The sequence below is a fragment of the Pseudomonas sp. AM8 genome (assembly GCF_036346475.1).
Taxonomy (GTDB): Bacteria; Pseudomonadota; Gammaproteobacteria; order Pseudomonadales; family Pseudomonadaceae; genus Aquipseudomonas; species Aquipseudomonas marginalis.
In genome coordinates this window covers 273,263-291,008 of the sequence record NZ_JAOTNX010000004.1, presented here as the reverse complement: position 1 = coordinate 291,008, position 17,746 = coordinate 273,263, and the positions used below count along the sequence as shown (strand labels likewise).

General features: G+C 62.1%; 19 protein-coding genes. 9 read left to right on the top strand and 10 right to left on the bottom strand.

Features of this window, described 5'->3' with window-relative positions; genetic code table 11:
* Positions 1-8: 8 nt before the first annotated feature.
* Positions 9-821 (top strand): bifunctional DNA-formamidopyrimidine glycosylase/DNA-(apurinic or apyrimidinic site) lyase, encoded by an 813-nt coding sequence (gene mutM, locus V3W40_RS13070; protein WP_065946526.1) that lies wholly within the window; start codon positions 9-11, stop codon positions 819-821.
* A 240-nt stretch (positions 822-1,061) separates the two neighbouring features.
* Here the strand turns inward: mutM and V3W40_RS13065 are convergent, their stop codons facing one another.
* The 5 genes from V3W40_RS13065 to V3W40_RS13045 form a co-directional block, all read right to left on the bottom strand.
* A complete protein-coding gene (locus V3W40_RS13065) occupies positions 1,062-1,313 on the bottom strand; it encodes a YfhL family 4Fe-4S dicluster ferredoxin (RefSeq protein WP_003195146.1) in 252 nt (83 codons plus the stop codon).
* Positions 1,314-1,427: 114 nt separating this feature from the next.
* Entirely contained in the window at positions 1,428-1,907 is a 480-nt protein-coding gene (gene coaD, locus V3W40_RS13060) for a pantetheine-phosphate adenylyltransferase (RefSeq protein WP_003176711.1), read from the bottom strand.
* A 114-nt stretch (positions 1,908-2,021) separates the two neighbouring features.
* Positions 2,022-3,617: a GMC family oxidoreductase gene (locus tag V3W40_RS13055; protein ID WP_074847836.1), complete on the bottom strand. Its 1,596-nt coding sequence runs from the start codon at positions 3,615-3,617 to the stop codon at positions 2,022-2,024.
* Between the two features lie 37 nt (positions 3,618-3,654).
* Positions 3,655-4,200, bottom strand: a complete 546-nt coding sequence (locus V3W40_RS13050; RefSeq protein ID WP_065923864.1) for a twin-arginine translocation pathway signal protein — start codon at positions 4,198-4,200, stop codon at positions 3,655-3,657.
* Between the two features lie 28 nt (positions 4,201-4,228).
* Positions 4,229-5,656 carry a coniferyl aldehyde dehydrogenase gene (locus V3W40_RS13045; RefSeq protein ID WP_330215128.1) on the bottom strand — a complete coding sequence of 476 codons (1,428 nt, stop codon included), beginning with the start codon at positions 5,654-5,656 and terminating at the stop codon, positions 4,229-4,231.
* A gap of 146 nt (positions 5,657-5,802) precedes the next feature.
* Between V3W40_RS13045 and V3W40_RS13040 the strand changes: the two genes are divergently transcribed.
* Both V3W40_RS13040 and V3W40_RS13035 read left to right on the top strand, forming a co-directional pair.
* Positions 5,803-6,474: a TetR/AcrR family transcriptional regulator gene (locus V3W40_RS13040; RefSeq protein ID WP_065946523.1), complete on the top strand. Its 672-nt coding sequence runs from the start codon at positions 5,803-5,805 to the stop codon at positions 6,472-6,474.
* A gap of 33 nt (positions 6,475-6,507) precedes the next feature.
* On the top strand, positions 6,508-7,362 hold the full coding sequence (locus tag V3W40_RS13035; RefSeq protein ID WP_330215127.1) for a sulfurtransferase: 855 nt from the start codon (positions 6,508-6,510) through the stop codon (positions 7,360-7,362).
* A 57-nt stretch (positions 7,363-7,419) separates the two neighbouring features.
* On the opposite strand, the gene V3W40_RS13030 is transcribed toward V3W40_RS13035, so the two are convergent.
* From V3W40_RS13030 to V3W40_RS13015, 4 genes are all read right to left on the bottom strand, one after another.
* Positions 7,420-8,415, bottom strand: coding sequence for a hydrolase (locus V3W40_RS13030; RefSeq protein ID WP_330215126.1), 996 nt, complete (start codon positions 8,413-8,415; stop codon positions 7,420-7,422).
* Positions 8,416-8,476: 61 nt separating this feature from the next.
* On the bottom strand, positions 8,477-9,094 hold the full coding sequence (gene rsmD / locus V3W40_RS13025) for a 16S rRNA (guanine(966)-N(2))-methyltransferase RsmD (RefSeq protein ID WP_330215125.1): 618 nt from the start codon (positions 9,092-9,094) through the stop codon (positions 8,477-8,479).
* Positions 9,094-10,584, bottom strand: coding sequence for a M16 family metallopeptidase (locus V3W40_RS13020; protein ID WP_330215124.1), 1,491 nt, complete (start codon positions 10,582-10,584; stop codon positions 9,094-9,096). The genes rsmD and V3W40_RS13020 overlap by 1 nt, the downstream gene beginning before the upstream one ends.
* Positions 10,577-11,932, bottom strand: a complete 1,356-nt coding sequence (locus tag V3W40_RS13015; RefSeq protein ID WP_065923859.1) for a M16 family metallopeptidase — start codon at positions 11,930-11,932, stop codon at positions 10,577-10,579. Before V3W40_RS13015 ends, V3W40_RS13020 begins: the two co-directional genes overlap by 8 nt.
* Positions 11,933-12,164: 232 nt before the next feature.
* On the opposite strand from V3W40_RS13015, the gene ftsY reads away from it, so the two are divergent.
* The 4 genes from ftsY (at position 12,165) to rpoH (ending at position 16,227) form a co-directional block, all read left to right on the top strand.
* Complete coding sequence (gene ftsY, locus V3W40_RS13010) at positions 12,165-13,556, top strand: signal recognition particle-docking protein FtsY (protein ID WP_330215123.1); 1,392 nt, start codon at positions 12,165-12,167, stop codon at positions 13,554-13,556.
* Positions 13,553-14,224: a cell division ATP-binding protein FtsE gene (ftsE, locus tag V3W40_RS13005; RefSeq protein ID WP_003213784.1), complete on the top strand. Its 672-nt coding sequence runs from the start codon at positions 13,553-13,555 to the stop codon at positions 14,222-14,224. The genes ftsY and ftsE overlap by 4 nt, the downstream gene beginning before the upstream one ends.
* Positions 14,221-15,243: a permease-like cell division protein FtsX gene (ftsX, locus tag V3W40_RS13000; protein WP_065923857.1), complete on the top strand. Its 1,023-nt coding sequence runs from the start codon at positions 14,221-14,223 to the stop codon at positions 15,241-15,243. Before ftsE ends, ftsX begins: the two co-directional genes overlap by 4 nt.
* A 129-nt stretch (positions 15,244-15,372) precedes the next feature.
* On the top strand, positions 15,373-16,227 hold the full coding sequence (gene rpoH, locus V3W40_RS12995; RefSeq protein WP_003176698.1) for an RNA polymerase sigma factor RpoH: 855 nt from the start codon (positions 15,373-15,375) through the stop codon (positions 16,225-16,227).
* A gap of 46 nt (positions 16,228-16,273) precedes the next feature.
* On the opposite strand, the gene mtgA is transcribed toward rpoH, so the two are convergent.
* A complete protein-coding gene (mtgA, locus tag V3W40_RS12990; RefSeq protein ID WP_065923856.1) occupies positions 16,274-16,996 on the bottom strand; it encodes a monofunctional biosynthetic peptidoglycan transglycosylase in 723 nt (240 codons plus the stop codon).
* A gap of 74 nt (positions 16,997-17,070) precedes the next feature.
* Here mtgA and V3W40_RS12985 point away from each other — a divergent pair, with 74 nt between their 5' ends.
* Complete coding sequence (locus tag V3W40_RS12985; RefSeq protein ID WP_065923855.1) at positions 17,071-17,445, top strand: DUF423 domain-containing protein; 375 nt, start codon at positions 17,071-17,073, stop codon at positions 17,443-17,445.
* Between the two features lie 79 nt (positions 17,446-17,524).
* Positions 17,525-17,725, top strand: a complete 201-nt coding sequence (gene thiS, locus V3W40_RS12980) for a sulfur carrier protein ThiS (protein ID WP_049711100.1) — start codon at positions 17,525-17,527, stop codon at positions 17,723-17,725.
* Positions 17,726-17,746: the final 21 nt, after the last annotated feature.

Below are 17,746 nucleotides of genomic sequence, written 5' to 3'. Positions count from 1 at the left end.
AGGTACACATGCCCGAGTTACCAGAAGTCGAAACCACCCGGCGTGGGATTGCGCCGCACCTGGAAGGCCAGCGGGTCAGTCGCGTGGTGGTGCGTGAGCGGCGCCTGCGCTGGCCGATCCCGGAAGACCTGGATGTGCGCCTGTCCGGCCAGCGCATCGTGCTGGTGGAGCGGCGGGCCAAGTACCTGTTGATCAATGCCGAAGTGGGCACCTTGATCAGCCATCTGGGCATGTCGGGCAACTTGCGCCTGGTCGAGGTCGGCATGCCGGCGGCCAAGCATGAACATGTGGATATCGAGTTGGAGTCCGGCCTGGCCCTGCGCTACACCGACCCTCGGCGTTTCGGCGCGATGCTCTGGAGCCAGGACCCGCACAACCATGAACTGCTGATTCGCCTGGGGCCGGAGCCGTTGACCGAGCTGTTTGACGGTGAGCGGTTGTTCCAGCTGTCCCGCGGCAAGTCGATGGCGGTGAAACCGTTCATCATGGATAACGCGGTGGTGGTGGGCGTAGGCAATATCTATGCGACTGAGGCGTTGTTTGCGGCGGGGATTGATCCACGTCGCGCGGCCGGCGGCATTTCACGCGGGCGTTATTTGAAGCTGGCGATCGAGATCAAGCGCATTCTGGCGGCGGCAATCGAGCGTGGCGGCACCACGCTGCGGGACTTTATCGGTGGCGATGGGCAGCCGGGGTATTTCCAGCAGGAGTTGTTCGTCTACGGCCGCGGTGGCGAGGCGTGCAAGGTTTGCGGGACTGAACTGCGCAATGTGGTGCTGGGGCAGCGGGCGAGTGTGTTTTGCCCTAGATGCCAGAGCTGATTGCTGGGTGATGACTGATATGGCCATCGGGGGCTTGCCCCCGATGAGCATAAGTATCTACACAACTTCAGTAGGATAACGCGTAGCAGCTGTCGAGCCTTGGCGAGGCTGCGTTTGCGGCGTGTCTGACACACCGCCGACGCAGCCTCGCCAAGGCTCGACAGCTGCTACGCAGGGGGCTCGGCTCAAGATGTGTAGATACTTATGCCCCGATGAGGCCCTGATAGGCGCTGAAGAACCTCAAGCCTTACCGGTAATCTTCCGGTACTTCTCCATCAACTGCTCTTCCGTCTCCGGATGGGCTTCATCCAGCGGAATGCAATCCACCGGGCACACTTGCTGGCACTGTGGCTCGTCGTAGTGACCGACGCACTGGGTGCACAGGTTGGGGTCGATCACGTAGATCTCTTCGCCCTGGGAGATGGCGGCGTTCGGGCACTCGGGTTCGCAGACGTCGCAATTGATGCAATCGTCGGTGATGATCAAGGACATGGAAACTCCTGCCAGGGCTGTCAGCCAAGGCATCTGAAAACTAATGCGCGCAATTGTGCCGCATTGGCGCCCGCAGTGCGAGCTGTGGTGAGCGGGGCAAGCCCGCTCACCACATTACTTCTTGAAGCGCAGCGTCAGCGCATCAGCCACGGCCGGATGCACGAACTTGGTGATATCCCCGCCCAAAGCGGCAATTTCACGGACCAACGTCGAGGAAATGAACGAATAACGTTCCGACGGCGTGAGGAACAGGCTTTCCACGTCCGGCGCCAGTTGGCGGTTCATGTTGGCCAGCTGGAATTCGTATTCGAAGTCCGACACCGCGCGCAGGCCACGCAGGAACACATTGGCGTTCTGCTCCTTGGCGAAATGCGCGAGCAACGTGGAAAAGCCCACCACTTCCACGTTGGGCAGGTGCTTGGTGACCTCACGCGCCAGCTCCACGCGCTGTTCCAGGGGGAACAGCGGGTTTTTCTTGGGGCTGGCCGCGACTGCGATGATCACATGGTCGAACAAACGAGAGGCGCGTTCGACCAGATCGCCATGGCCTTTGGTAATCGGGTCGAAGGTACCTGGGTACAACACTCGGTTCATCGCGTCGTCCTGGCGGAGTCCGTTGGGGAACCGGATGGTATCGCAGCCATCCCGGTCGGCCAAGTCAACTTATGCATAAGAAAGCCGTATAGACACCGCGAATGGCGTGTTTTTTCACGCTGTTTTCAGACGTTCGGCCAAGGCTGTCGCCAGTTGAGCGGTTAATCCGTACACCGATAATTGCGGGTTGGCCCCAATACTGGTGGGGAATAACGAACCGTCGTGGATCGACAGGTTGCGCAATTGGTGATGCCGGCCAAGGCTGTCAGCCACCGCGTTTTTGGGATCTTCGCCCATGGCACAGCCGCCCATCACATGGGCGCTGCCCAGGGTTGTCCGGTGCAATTCCAGATTCAAACCCTCAATGACGCTGCGTGCCTCGGCCAAGGTGTTCACGAACCGTGCGTCATGGTGCATGGGCTTGACCGATTTGGCGCCCGCCGCGAACTGGATTTCGGCCATGCTGTGGAAGGCCCGGCGCAGGCCGTCCCAGGCATAGGGTGAGACCTGATAGTCGAGCACCGGCGTACCGTCACCGCGTAAGTCCACGCTGCCGCCCTGGCTGTCGGGGTGAAAGCCGTCACGCAACAGCGCGAGCATGGCGTGGGTATGGGGCAATTGGCCCATGTCCAGGGCGTTCTGCGTGCCATAGCCGCCGAACAAGGTGCTGGCTAAGCCTGGGTGCAGGGGCGGTGCTTCCAGCTTGTAGGACATTTTGCCGGTGGTGCCGTCCTGCCATTGGAAGTGGTCGGAATAGATCGACTGCGGCGCGCCGTAGAACGGGTTGATCACCTCATCGAACAGCCCGGCGGAGAAATTCACCAGGTGCAAAAAGGTTCGCTTGCCCAGCCGCGAATGCGGGTCGGGGGCGCCCGAGCGCAGCAACAGTGCCGGGCTATTGATGCCGCCGCCCGACAGCACGTAATGCTTGGCCTTTACGGTGATCTTGCGCCCGGTAGGCGCCACGCAACGCTCGTCCATCGCCACACATTCCAGGCTGCTGATGGTGTCGCCGCTGTATTTGAGGTGCTCGGCGCGCGCCAGGTAGAGCAGTTCACCGCCTTTTTCCAGGGTGGACGGAATGGTGGTCACCAGCATCGACTGCTTGGCGTTGACCGGGCAGCCCATGCCGCAATAACCCAGGTTGAAGCAGCCACGGACGTTGCGCGGGATCACATGCCAGCTGTAGCCGAGCTTTTCGCAGCCTTTGCGGATCACATCATTGTTGGCATTCGGGGGGATGGCCCACGGTGCGATGCCCAGGCGCTGCTCCATCTTTTCGAACCACGGTGCCATCTCTGCACTGCTGTGGCCTTTTACCGCGTACTCGCTGGCCCAATGGCTGAGGGTGGCGTCCGGGGTGCGGAAGCTGGAGGTCCAGTTGATCAGCGTGGTACCGCCCACCGCGCGGCCTTGCAGGATGGTGATGGCGCCGTCCTTGCTCATGCGGCCGATACCTTCCTGATACAGGCTGGCGTAGGCCTCGTCCTCCAGCAGCTTGAAGTCGCTGCTGGTCTTGAGCGGGCCTTCTTCGATCAACAGCACTTTGTAGCCGGCGGCGCTGAGGATCTCGGCAGTGGTGCCGCCACCGGCGCCGCTGCCGATGATGGCCACGTCGGCCTCCAGGGTCAGGTCGCTGTCGAGGGCGGCGCCATTGTGGGTTTTCCAGCCGCGGGCCAGGCCGTCGCGGAACAGATCGGGTACGGGCATCAGGGTCGTCTCTTGTTTTTATTGTGAGGGATGCAAATCAGATCTTCGGCGGGCCGGGGTAGCCGCAATGCGCCCAGGCGGCGGGCCGGAAGTACCAGGCCATGATCACCAGCTTGAGCAGCGAGCCCTGGCCCATGCGCAGCAGGTTCAGGTAGCTGTTTTCCCAGCGGTGCAGGAAGTTGCGGATCTGCTCCGCGCTGGCGTTTTCCCAACTGCCCCAGATGCCGGTCAACGGGCCACGCGTAATGCCCATGCCGAGCACATCGAACAACTGTTGGGTGAGCTTGAACATCTCCGGCGACAGGTGCTGCAGGCTGTAGTCGAGTTTTTTCAGCGTGTCTTCAATCCCGGCGACCACATCCTGGGCGCTGGCCACGCCTTCGAGCAGCACCGGGATCACCGCGCGCAGAAACGGCAGGTCACTGCTGCGCAACATGGCAAAGCCGCTGGCCGGGGTGCTGCTGGAGCAGCCGCTGAGGCTGGCGCCCAATCCGGCCGTGGCCAGGAAGGCGCTGGCACACAGACCGATTTTCAAGACGCCGCGCCGTGATAGCGCGGGTGAATCCGTGAGGCTAGGGTTCATTGTTATTGTTATCCCGTGGGTGGCGGTGTCAGCGGACAAACAACTTCTGGATCAGTTTCTGGATCGATTTGCCGTAGGGCGGGTAGATCAATTTCGCCGCGTTCAGGCGCTGTTTCACCAGCACGCCCTTGGCCTTGCTGAACGTCAGGAACCCTTCATGGCCGTGGTAGTGGCCCATGCCCGACGGGCCGATGCCGCCAAAGGGCATGTCGTCCTGGGCCACGTGCAGGAGGGTGTCGTTCAGGCAGACACCGCCGGAATGGGTCTCATGGAGGACCCGGTCCTGCTCGCGCTTGTTGTAGCCGAAGTAATACAGGGCCAGCGGGCGAGGGCGCTGGTTGATGTAGGCAAAGGCTTGGTCGATGCCGCGATAAGGCACGATCGGCAGCACCGGGCCGAAGATTTCGTCCTGCATCACGGTCATGTCATCGCTGACATTCAGCAGCAGGCTATGGGCCATGCGCCGTGCCTGGCCCTGGTCGTACAGCCGGATCAGGGTGGCGCCCTTGTCGGTGGCGTCCTTGACGTAGGCATTGAGCCGGGCCAATTGACGCTCATTGATGATGGCGGTGTAGTCCGGGTTGTCGGCCAGCGTCGGATAAAACCCGCGAACCGCCTTGCTGTAGGCCTCGACGAAACCCTCCACGCGGTCCTCCGGCACCAGCACGTAGTCCGGGGCCACGCAGGTTTGCCCGGCGTTCAAGGCTTTACCGAAGGCGATGCGTTCGGCGGCGTCCTTGAGCGGTACGTCGGCGGAGACAATGGCCGGCGACTTGCCGCCCAGTTCCAGGGTGACTGGCGTGAGGTGTTCGGCAGCGGCGCGCATCACGTGCTTGCCAATACTGGTCGCGCCGGTAAACAGCAGGTGATCGAAGCGCAGCTTGGAAAACGCCATGCCCACCTCGGCCTCGCCGAGCACCACGCACACCAGGTCCTCGGGGAAAACCCTCGCCAGTAACGCCTTGAGCAGTTCGCCGGTAGCGGGCGTGGATTCGCTGAGCTTGAGCATCACCCGGTTGCCTGCCGCCAACGCACCGACCAGTGGGCCGATGGCCAGGTACAGCGGGTAGTTCCACGGCACGATCACGCCGACCACGCCCAGGGGTTGGTAAATGACTTTGGCTGACGCGGGTTGGAAGGCCAGGCCTACAGCGCGGCGGGAAGGTTTCATCCAGCCTTTTAGGTGTTTGCTGGCGTAGTGAATGCCATGCAGGCTGGGCATCAGTTCGGCGAACAGGGTTTCGTCGGCGCTGCGCTGGCTGAAATCCTGGGTGATCGCATGGATCAGTGCCTGGCGCTCGTCACTGAGCACATCCCGCAAGGCCTTGAGCCACTGCTGGCGCTGTGCAGCTGGCGGCATCGGGTTGGCGGCGTAGGCGCGGCGTTGGGCGTCGAACAGGTCCTGGAGTTGATCCAGCGCCTGGGCATCTTGCAGGTAGGCAACGTTGGCAGACATGGCGCAGCACCGATTGTTATTGGTCTGCGTGGATTTTTAGAGTCATTACTCTAAATTGTCAAATAACATTGCAGCAACATGCAGATTTATCCTGGCAAGGATAGGCCGTAAGATGCCCTATCACGTGTACAGAAGCTGATTCCCCTATGGCACCACGAGTAAAGACCAGCGAGCGTATTGTGCAAACCAGCCTGGAGCTTTTTAACCAGCAGGGCGAGCGCAGTATCAGCACCAACCATATCGCCGCCCATATGGAAATTTCGCCGGGCAACCTGTACTACCACTTCCCCAACAAGCAAGCGATCATCTCCGTGCTGTTTCGCGAATATGAAGCGTTGGTGGACAGTTTCCTGCGTCCGCCCCAGGGGCGTGCAATGGTCGTGGAGGACAAGCGCTTTTATCTCCAGGCCGTACTGGCCGGCATGTGGCGCTACCGTTTTCTGCACCGCGACCTTGAACACCTGCTGGAGAGCGACCCGGACCTGGCCACCGGCTATCGGCGTTTTTCCCAGCGTTGCCTGATCCAGGGCGGCGCCATCTACCAGGGGTTTGTCGATGCAGGCATCCTGAACATGGACCCGGTGCAAACCGAAGCCCTGACCCTCAATGCCTGGATCATCCTCACCTCCTGGGTGCGTTTCCTGTGCACCACCAATGAAAATTCCGCCCACCTGAGCGCCGAAGCCATCAAGCGCGGGGTGTATCAGGTGCTGGTGCTGGAGGCGGGCTTTGTCACGCCCCAGGCAAAAGAGGCGGTGGATGCATTGTTCAAAGAATTTTACGTGCCGTTGAACCAGGCACTGGAAGACGTGAAGTAGGACCTTTCCCGAATCTGTTCACAGGAGTCCATCATGCCGCTTGCCCAACTGATCAGCCCCCAGCAATTGGCCGAGCGCCAGACGTCGGCGGGGTTGGTGATCCTGGATTGCCGTTTTGCCTTGGAAGACCCGGATTACGGGCGTTGCAGCTACGCTGAAGGGCATATCGACGGTGCGCAATATGCCGACCTGGAGCGCCATCTCAGCGGGCCGGTGATCAAAGGTGTGACCGGTCGTCACCCGTTACCGGCGGCGGGCACCTTCGCCGAGCAACTGCGGGCCTGGGGTATCCATGCTGACACCGTTATCGTGCTGTATGACGACGGCCCTGGCGCTTATGCGGCTCGTGCCTGGTGGCTGCTGGCCTGGCTGGGCAAGCGTGACGGTGTGTTTATCCTGGACGGCGGCCTCAAGGCCTGGCATGCCGCGGGTTTCCCGTTGAGCCTGGATGCGCCGGTAATCGAGCGTGGGACTTTCGATGGCACGCCGGACAATCACTTGCTGCTGGATGCCGAACATCTGCAAAAACGCCTGGGCCAACCCGGCCTGACCCTGATCGATGCCCGCGCTCAAGCGCGTTTTCGCGGCGAGGTGGAGCCTATCGACCCCATTGCCGGGCATATCCCCGGTGCGCAATGTGCGGCGTTCAACGAAAACCTGGGCAGTGACGGGCGTTTCCTCCCGGCCGAGCAACTCAAGCAGCGCTTCGCCGCGCAGTTGCAGGGGCGCTCGCCGGAGGAACTGGTGGCGTATTGCGGCTCGGGCGTGACGGCCTGCCACAACCTGTTCGCCCTGAGCCTGGCGGGTTACCCGTTGGGCAAGTTGTATGCGGGGTCGTGGAGCGAGTGGATTACCGATCCGACGCGGGCAATCGCTACGGGGGACTGAGTTCCCGGTCGTGTAAACCCAATCCGAATGTGGGAGGGGCCTGCCCCTCTCACATGTTTAACCGTGTCGTGCCAATAACCATTGCGGTATGCGCCGCTCCAGGTAGTAGCCTGGGCGTTTCAGCGAGCCATCGACGAAGCCCACGTGCCCGCCCTTGGCCGTCAGCTCAAACTCGGTGCACGCCGACAGCTCACTGGCCTCGGGCAAGCTGTGGGCAAACACGAACGGGTCGTCGGCCGCCTGGATAATCAGCGTCGGTGTGCGGATCGCGCCCAGGTAGTAGCGACTCGACGCGCGACGGTAATAGTCCTCGGCACTCAAGAACCCATGCAGCGGCGCGGTGACCCGGCCGTCGAAGTCCCAGAAGGTGCGCATCTTCTCCAGCGAGCCAAGCGCTTCTAGGGTTTTCAGCCCGTCCGCGCGGCCATCCTGTAAAAAACGGCTTTGTTTGACGCGGATATACGTGAGCATTTCACTCATGAAGTGCTTTTGATAAATCCGCGAGAAACCTATCCCGATCCGGTCTGCACACTGATCCAGGCGAAATGGCACCGACACCGCCGCTGCGCCTTGCAGCCCGGACGCCTCGCCGGTTTCCCCCAGGTGCTTGAGCAGCACATTGCCCCCCAGCGAATAACCCACCGCATACAGCGGCGCCAACGGCCGCTTGGCGCGCAGGTGCGCAATCGCGGCGGCCAGGTCTTCGCTGGCGCCGGAGTGATAGCTGCGCGCCAGCAGGTTGGGCTCGCCCGAACAGCCGCGCCAGTTCAAGGCCGCACTGGCCCAGCCTTGGGCGCCGAGGACTTTTTGCAGGCCGGCCACATAGGGGGAATTGGATGAGCCGGTCAGCCCATGCAGCACCAGCACCAACGGCGCCTGCGCGTCATGCGGGCCATGCCAGTCGAGGTCGAGAAAGTCGCCGTCTTCCAGCCACAGGCGTTCGCGTTGGCGTTCGATATGGGTAGTCGGCCGCCACAGCGGCCCCCACAGCGTTTGCAGGTGAGGGTTGCCGAGGCCGAAGGCGGGGGTGAACTGGTCGGAGGACGGTGTCATGACACTCTCAGTTTTGAGCTAACTCACTGTCTGTGGTGAGCGGGCTTGCTCACCACAGATTTTAAGCGACGCTTTCGACCAATCGATGCCACAACGCGTAATACACACGACCGGATTTCTGCTCCCGGTGCAGGCGCCAGGCGCCCGGCAAGCCCAGGGTAGACGGCGCGGTCTCGCTTTCAGTGTAGATCCACGCGTCCGGTGCCAGCCATTGGCGCTCTTCGAGCAAGGCGCACACGGACGGCAACAGGTTCTGGTTGAACGGTGGGTCGAGGAACACCACGTCGTAGGCACTGGGCGCCTGGGTTTCCAGGTAGCGCAGGGCGTCGGCGGTCTGCACCTGGCCATTGGTGCAGCGCAGGGTGCCCAGGTGTTCCTTGAGGCTGGACACCGCGACATTGCTGGCATCCAGCGCCTGGGCCTGGGCCGCGCCACGGGATAGCGCCTCCAGGAACAGCGCGCCACTGCCGGCGAACGGGTCCAGCACCTTGGCGCCAGCAATGTACGGCGCCAGCCAGTTGAACAGGGTTTCACGTACGCGGTCCGGCGTCGGGCGCAGGCCCACGACGTCGGGGAAGCTCAGCTTGCGGCTGCCCCATTCGCCGCCAATGATGCGCAGCTGGCCCACACCGTTATGCACGTTGTGGACAGGTTTTTTCGGGCGAGATGAACTGGCCATTAATGCTCCGGAACCCCGAGCGGCTGCTCGGCAGGTTTATCAGTGGGGGGCGGTAGTGGCTTTTGCGCAGTCGTTGGGCCGGCGGTCACGATGACCATCTTGTCGGCGCTCAAGTGTTTGTTCAAGGCCGCCTTGACCTGCTCTACGGTCAGGGCCTGGGATTGTTTCATGAAATCTTCCAGATAGCTCAGCGGCAGGTTGTAGAAACCCATGGCGCCCAGCTGCCCGACGATGTCGGCGTTGCTGGCGGTGGACAACGGGAAGCTGCCGGCCAGCTCGCGCTTGGCGTCATCCAGTTCCTTTTGCGTCGGGCCGGTCTTGAGGTAGTCGGCCAGCACGTCTTCGACCAGGCGCAGGGTGCCGCCGCTCATTTCGGCGCGGGTCTGCAGGTTGATCATGAACGGGCCACGCACTTGCATCGGCGAGAAACCGGAGTAAACACCGTAGGTCAGGCCGCGTTTTTCGCGCACTTCGCTCATCAAACGGGTGCCGAAGCCGCCGCCGCCGAGGATCTGGTTGCCCAGGGACAGGGCTGCGTAGTCCGGGTCGGCGCGGTCGATACCCAATTGGGCGAACAGCAGGTGAGTCTGTTTGGACGGGAACTCGATATGGCTCAGGCCGGCCTTGGGCTCGGTCGGCTGGGCGATCTTCGCCATGGCCGGGCCCTTGGGCAGCGCAGCCGACACCTTGGCCGTCATCGCTTCGGCTTCGGCGCGGGTCAAGTCGCCGACCACGGCAATCACCGCATTACCCGCCGCATAAGCCTTGGCGTGGAACGCCTGCAGCTGCGCGAGGGTAATCTTCGGAACGCTTTGCGGCGTGCCTTCGCTCGGGTGAGCGTAGGGGTGATCGCCGTACAGGCGCTTGAACAGCTCCAGGCTCGCCAGTTTGCCGGGGTTCTGCTTCTGGTATTCAAAGCCGGCGAGGATCTGGTTCTTGATCCGCGCCAGGGAGTCGGCGGGGAAGGTCGGTTTGCCGATCACCTCGTCAAACAGCGCCAGGGCGGCGTCGCGTTTAGCGCTGTCGCTCAGGCTGCGCAGGGACACCAGCGCCATATCGCGATAAGCGCCATTGCCAAAGTCGGCGCCCAGGCCTTCAAAACCACTGGCAATCTGGCTCACATCCTTGCCCGGTACACCTTCGTTGAGCATGGCGTTGGTCATCAGCGCCAGGCCCGGCACGTTGCCGTCCTGGCTGCTGCCGGCGGCGAACAGGATGCGCATGTCGAACATCGGCAGTTCATGGGCTTCGACAAACAGCACCTTGGCGCCTTCGGCGGTGGTCCAGGTTTGCACGTCGAGCTTGCGGTTGGTCGGCGCCTTGCCGTCCAGCTCCGCCAGGGATTGCAGTTTGTTGGCCGATTGAGCCTTGTCCAGCGCCTGGCTGGCAACGGACTCACTCGGGCGCAGGAAATACACGGCGCTCGCCGCGACCAGGGTCACGGCGATCAGGCCCGGCAGGATCAGGCGGCTGCTTTTGCGATCACTCATGAGCGGTCTCCTCAGGCAAAACATGGGCGACGCTCAGACGTTCGCGGGTGAAATAGGTGCGCGCGGCCTTCTGGATATCTTCCGGGGTCACGCTTTGCAGGTCGGCCAGTTCGGTGTCCATGAGTTTCCAGGACAGGCCCACGGTTTCCAGGGAGCCAATGGCCGTGGCCTGGCTGGTGATGGAATCGCGTTGGTACACCAGGCCGGCGATGACCTGGGCACGGATGCGTTCCAGTTCTTCGGCGGTCGGTGGCTTGGCCTTCAGCTCTTCCAGCAGGCGCCACAGGCCGGCTTCGGCTTGGGCAACGGTCTTTTTCTTCTGCTGGTTCGGGGTGGCCGAAAGGGTGAACAGGCTGTCGCCCCGGGTGTAGGCGTCGTAGTTGGTGGACGCGGCGGATACCAGCTCTTCGCCACGCTCCAGTTGCTCGGAGATCCGTGCGCTGTAGCCACCGTCCAGCAGGGCCGAGATCAGGCGCAGGGCCTGGACCGAACGCTTGTCTTCGGCGGTGGCCAGGCCAGGTACGTTGAAGCCCAGGATCACGCTCGGCAATTGGGTCTGCACATGCATCGTCAGCAGGCGCTCGCCGGGCTCGGCCAGCTCCATCGGAATCTTGGCGGGCGGTACGTCACGCTTGGGGATCGGGCCGAAGTAGCGCTGGGCGAGGTTTTTTACCTCGTCCGGGGTGACGTCGCCGACCACCACCAACGTGGCGTTGTTCGGTACATACCAGGACTGGTACCAGTGGCGCAGCTCCTCGACCTTCATGCGGTCGAGGTCGGCCATCCAGCCGATGGTCGGGGTGTGATAGCCGCTGGCCGGGAAGGCCATCGCCTTGAAGCGCTCGAAGGCCTTGGACATGGGATTGTCGTCGGTGCGCAGGCGGCGTTCTTCCTTGATCACCTCGATTTCGCGGCTGAACTCGTCGGCCGGCAGGCGCAGGCTGGCCATGCGGTCGGCTTCCAGCTCAAAGGCAACGCCCAGGCGGTCACGGGCCAGCACCTGGTAGTAGGCGGTGTAGTCATCACTGGTGAAGGCGTTTTCTTCGGCGCCCAGGTCACGCAGGATCAGCGAGGCTTCGCCGGGGCCGACCTTGGCGCTGCCCTTGAACATCATGTGCTCCAGGGCGTGGGACAAACCGGTCTGGCCCGGGGTTTCGTAGCTCGAACCGACCTTGTACCAGACCTGGGAAACCACCACCGGCGCGCGATGGTCTTCGCGCACGACCACCTTGAGGCCGTTATCCAGGGTGAATTCATGGGTGGGTTGTGGGTCGGCAGCCAAGGCTGAAAGGGGCAGACAAACTGTGCTGAACAGCAGGCCTGCGGCGTGGCGGGCTAGAGCATTCATTCGTTTTTAAACCTGTTGGGCTGCCCGCTTGGTCTTAGCGTCGGCGGGCGAGGAGGTGCTAGGATACTGATCCGACCTAGGGACGGCCACTATGGCTGTCTTGTTAAGGCCCTATTTAGGCCTTACAAAATGTTGCGCATGAACGAGCTGGCTAAAAAACAGTCTGTTACGCATCGAATTTTATTTACCGATGTGCCCCTCGGCGCGTCGCTACCTTGAGATAGCCGTCTCCATGTTTGGTTCCAACGACGACAAGAAGACCCCAGCTGCGGCTGGCGAGAAGAAAGGCCTGTTCGGATGGCTGCGCAAAAAGCCGCAGGAAACCGTCGCTGAACAGCCACAGGTTCAAGCTGAGCCGATCCCCGAGCCTATAGTAGAAGCCGAGCCCGTTGCCGAAGCGCCGGCGCCGGTGGTGTTGCCGATGGCTGAGCCGGTGTTGCAGCCGGTGTTGCAGCCGGTGGCCGAGGTGGAGCCTGAGCCCGAACACAAGCCGTGGCCTGAGCTGCCGGTGCCCGAAGAGCCTGTGGCGCTGGTTGAAGATGTGCAGGCCGAGCATGTGGTGCCGCCGATTCCGGTGACCGTTGAGCCGCAGCCGGTCGTTGTCGAAGGTCCCGCCCCCGTACCTGCGCTCGTCGAGCCGGTGGTTGCCGCTCCCACCGTCATCGAAGCGCCCGTCGCCCCCGCCGAAACCAGCAAGACCGGCTTCTTCGCCCGCCTCAAGCAAGGCCTGAGCAAGACCAGCGCCAGCATCGGCGAAGGCATGGCCAGCCTGTTCCTCGGCAAGAAAGTCATCGACGATGAGCTGCTGGAAGACATCGAAACCCGCCTGCTGACCGCCGACGTGGGCGTAGAAGCCACCGCCGTGATCATCCAGAGCCTGACCCAGAAGGTCGCACGCAAGCAGTTGACCGATGCCGACGCCCTCTACAAATCCTTGCAGGCCGAGCTGGCTGCGATGCTCAAGCCTGTTGAGGCGCCGCTGGTGATCACCCCGAACAAGCCATTCGTGATCCTGGTCGTGGGCGTCAACGGCGCCGGCAAGACCACCACCATCGGCAAACTGGCCAAGAAGCTGCAGTCGGAAGGCAAGAAAGTCATGCTCGCCGCCGGCGACACCTTCCGCGCCGCTGCCGTCGAGCAATTGCAGGTCTGGGGGGAGCGCAACAAGATCCCGGTCATCGCCCAGCACACCGGTGCCGATTCCGCCTCGGTGATCTTCGACGCCGTGCAAGCCGCCAAGGCTCGTAACATCGACGTGCTGATCGCGGATACCGCCGGTCGCCTGCACACCAAAGACAACCTGATGGAAGAGCTGAAGAAAGTCCGCCGCGTGATCGGCAAGCTCGACGCAGACGCCCCGCACGAAGTGCTGCTGGTGCTCGACGCCGGTACCGGGCAGAACGCCATCAGCCAGGCCAAGCAATTCAACCAGACGGTCCAGCTGACCGGCCTGGCCTTGACTAAGCTCGACGGCACGGCCAAAGGTGGCGTGATCTTCGCCCTGGCCAAGCAGTTCGGGTTGCCGATTCGTTATATCGGCGTCGGTGAAGGCATCGACGACCTGCGCACCTTTGAAGCCGAACCCTTTGTCCAGGCACTGTTTGCCGAGCGGGAGCGTTCATGATTCGATTCGAACAGGTCGGTAAACGCTATGCCAACGGGCATGTGGGCTTGCATGAGCTGAGCTTTCGAGTGCGTCGCGGCGAGTTCTTGTTTGTCACCGGTCACTCGGGGGCCGGCAAGAGTACGCTGTTGCGCCTGCTGCTGGCCATGGAACGCCCGACCACGGGCAAGTTGCTGCTGGCGGGCCAGGACCTGGCCACCATCAGCAATGCGCAGATCCCGTTCCTGCGCCGCCAGATCGGCGTGGTGTTCCAGAACCACCAGTTGCTGTTCGATCGCACGGTGTTCAACAACATTGCCTTGCCGTTGCAGATTCTTGGGCTGTCCAAGGCCGAAATCGTCAAGCGCGTGGATTCGGCCCTGGAGCGCGTGGCGCTGTCGGACAAGACCGACCTCTACCCCGGCGACCTGTCCACCGGCCAGCAACAGCGCGTCGGCATTGCCCGCGCCATCGTCCATCGCCCGGCCTTGCTGCTGGCGGACGAACCCACCGGTAACCTCGACCCGCGCCTGGCGGCCGAGATCATGGGCGTATTCGAAGACATCAACCGTCTGGGCACCAGCGTACTGATCGCCAGCCATGACCTGGCGCTGATCGCCCGCATGCGCCATCGCATGCTGACCCTGCAACGCGGTCGCCTGATCGGTGACGGGGAGGCTGGCGTATGAGTGCAACACGTAGCCCCAAGGTTTCCGAGCGCGTGGCGCCGAAACCGGCTGATCCGCAGCCGAAAAAGAAAAAACACGACGACGATGACGGCCCGGACTTCAGTACCCTGCTGCGCGCCTGGATCGAAAGCCATCGCGCCAGCCTGCTGGACAGCCTGCGTCGCCTGGGCAAGCAGCCGATCGGCAGCTTTTTTACCTGCCTGGTGATGGCCGTGGCCCTGAGCCTGCCGATGGGCTTGTCGCTGCTGCTTAATAATGTCGAGCGCCTGGGCGGTTCCTGGCAGCGTGCGGCACAGATTTCCCTGTACCTGAACCTGGATGCCAGCACCAAGGAAGGCGAAGCACTACGGGACGATATCAAGAACATGCCGGGCGTCGCGGACGCCGAGTACGTCAGCCGCGACCAGGCCCTTGAGGAGTTCCAGCAACAGTCCGGCCTGGGCGAGGCGCTGAAAGAGCTGCCGCAGAACCCGCTGCCGGGCGTGGTGCTGGTGACGCCGAATGAAGTCGACAAGGCGGGCCTTGAAGCCCTGCGACAAAAACTCGCAGAGATGCCGAAGGTGCAACAGGCGCAACTTGATCTAGTCTGGGTGGAGCGCCTGGCGGCGATCCTCAAGCTGGGCGACCGCTTTGTATTCGGCCTGACGGTGCTGTTGGTGTCTGCATTACTTTTGGTGATAGGTAATACCATTCGTCTTCATATTGAAAACCGTCGCACCGAGATAGAAGTGATTAAACTGGTCGGCGGCACGGACAGCTATGTGCGTCGGCCTTTTCTGTACATGGGCGCGCTTTATGGCCTGGGTGCGGGGATTTTGTCCTGGGGCGTGCTGGCATTCGGCCTGAACTGGCTGAACGACGCGGTTGTCGGGCTTGCCGGCTTGTACGGCAGCGATTTTGCCCTGGCCGGGGTGCCGGTTGCCGATGGTCTGTCGCTCTTGCTTGGCGCGGTATTGTTGGGTTATATCGGTGCCTGGATTGCGGTCGCACGGCATTTACGCGAGCTGGCACCGAAGTAGTTAATGTCAGGGTAATGTGGTTTCGTTTGTATTGACCGTATCAGTGGTTTAGGGAACTTGTCCTACGGTTCCCGGTCAATTTTCGCAGTGCTGAACTGCACGAGTTATGTGAGTCGGAGGTTTTTTCGTATGACCACTTCTTTGCAACCTGCTTATGCCTTGGTCCCGGGTGCGAACCTGGAAGCCTATGTGCACACGGTCAACAGCATTCCATTGCTGACGCCCGAGCAGGAGCGTGAACTGGCCGAGAGTCTCTACTATGAGCAGGATTTGGGGGCGGCTCGGCAGATGGTGCTCGCCCACCTGCGTTTTGTCGTACATATCGCCCGTAGCTATAGCGGCTACGGCCTGGCCCAGGCTGACCTGATCCAGGAAGGCAACGTCGGCCTGATGAAGGCTGTAAAGCGCTTCAACCCTGAGATGGGCGTGCGCCTGGTGTCGTTTGCCGTGCACTGGATCAAGGCGGAAATCCACGAGTTCATCCTGCGCAACTGGCGCATCGTGAAAGTCGCGACCACCAAGGCCCAGCGCAAGCTGTTCTTCAACCTGCGCAGCCAGAAAAAACGCCTGGCGTGGCTGAACAACGAGGAAGTCCACCGCGTGGCCGAAAGCCTCGGCGTTGAGCCCCGTGAAGTGCGCGAGATGGAAAGCCGCCTGACCGGCCATGACATGGCCTTCGACCCGGCCGCCGAAGCGGACGACGACAGCGCTTTCCAATCGCCGGCCAATTACCTGGAAGACCACCGGTACGACCCGGCGCGTCAACTGGAAGACGCCGACTGGAGCGACAACTCCAACCACAACCTGCACGAAGCGCTGGAAGTGCTGGACGACCGCAGCCGTGACATCCTCTACCAGCGCTGGCTGGCGGAAGAAAAAGCCACGCTGCACGACCTGGCACAGAAGTACAACGTGTCGGCCGAGCGCATTCGCCAGCTTGAGAAAAGCGCGATGAACAAGCTGAAGTTGTCGATCGCCGCCTGAACATGTGGGAGGGGGTAAGCCCCTCCCACATTTGTTTTGTGTTGTATCAGTCGGACCAAGGCGCTTTGCGGGAATTGTTCAGTTCCACCAGGTAACCCTCTCCGCCCAGCTGGCTCATCTGCTGGCGAATCCATGCCGCCCTTCGCGCCACATACGCGGTCGGATGGCTGGCGCTCCACACCCGTGGATTAGGCAACACCGCCGCCAGGTAGCTGGCCTGCTGCCGGGATAACCCCTTGGCACTCACGCCAAAGTGATGTCGCGCCGCCGCTTGCGCGCCAAACACGCCTTCATCCCATTCCACGCTGTTGAGGTACACCTCAAGAATCCGCTGCTTGGGCCACAACACCTCGATCAGCCCGGTAAACCAGGCTTCCAGGCCTTTGCGCAAATAACTGCGACCCGCCCACAGGAACAGGTTTTTCGACACCTGCTGGCTCAGCGTGCTCGCGCCCCGGATCGAACCGCCGCGCTCGTTGTGCAGGAGCGCTGCCTGGATCGCGCCGAAATCAAAGCCCCAATGCTGCGGGAAGCGTTGGTCTTCACCGGCCATCACCGCCACTTTCAGGTCGTCGGAGAGCTCGTCCCACGGCACCCAGGTGCGTTGCAGGTCAATGGGTTCGCCGTCGAACCAGGATTCGACCTTTCGCTCCACCATCAGCGCGGTGAAGGGCGGCGGGACGACACGGAACAGCAGCACCAGCAGAACACTGCCGATGGCAAACCATTTCACGACGTTGAGAAGGCGTTTGAAGAGGACACGCAGCATAGAGATGGCTTGGCCGAACCCGTTGAGCGGGCCATTATACAGACCCTGTCCAATGAGTCTGACTGGAGTTCCTCATGCTGCGTAGCTTTCTGATGCTGGCTGCCTTTTTCGGCTTCACCGGTGTCGCCCTCGGTGCGTTCGCCGCCCATGGCCTGAAAAGCCGCCTCAGCGCCGAGTACCTGGCGATCTTTCACACCGGCGTGACTTATCAGTTGGTGCACACCCTGGCGCTGTTCGGCGTGGCGTTGCTGGCCGCGCACCTGCCGGGCCGGCTGGTAACGTGGGCTGGCATCTCGTTCGTAGTCGGGATCCTGCTGTTCTCCGGCAGCTTGTATGTGCTGACCATGACCGGCATCAGCAAGCTCGGCATCATCACGCCGTTCGGGGGCCTGGCCTTCCTGTCTGGCTGGTTCCTGTTGGGGCTGGCAGCATGGCGCTTGCAACTGTGACCGCTTGACGCTTGAAGCTGACCTTCAGGTCCCAATCGCGCTAGAATACTGGCCCCTAAAAACGATGGCGGCCCCTGGCATGCGCATTCAGTTGAACGGCGAATCCCTTGAACTGCCCGACGGTGAAACCGTTGCGGCCCTGCTGACCCGCCTGGACCTGACCGGGCGTCGCGTCGCAGTGGAACTCAACCTGGATATCGTCCCGCGTAGCCAGCACGCCGAGACCACGCTCACCGAGGGTGACCAGGTCGAGGTGGTCCACGCCATCGGTGGCGGCTAGTCCCACGCGTGTATGTAGCCC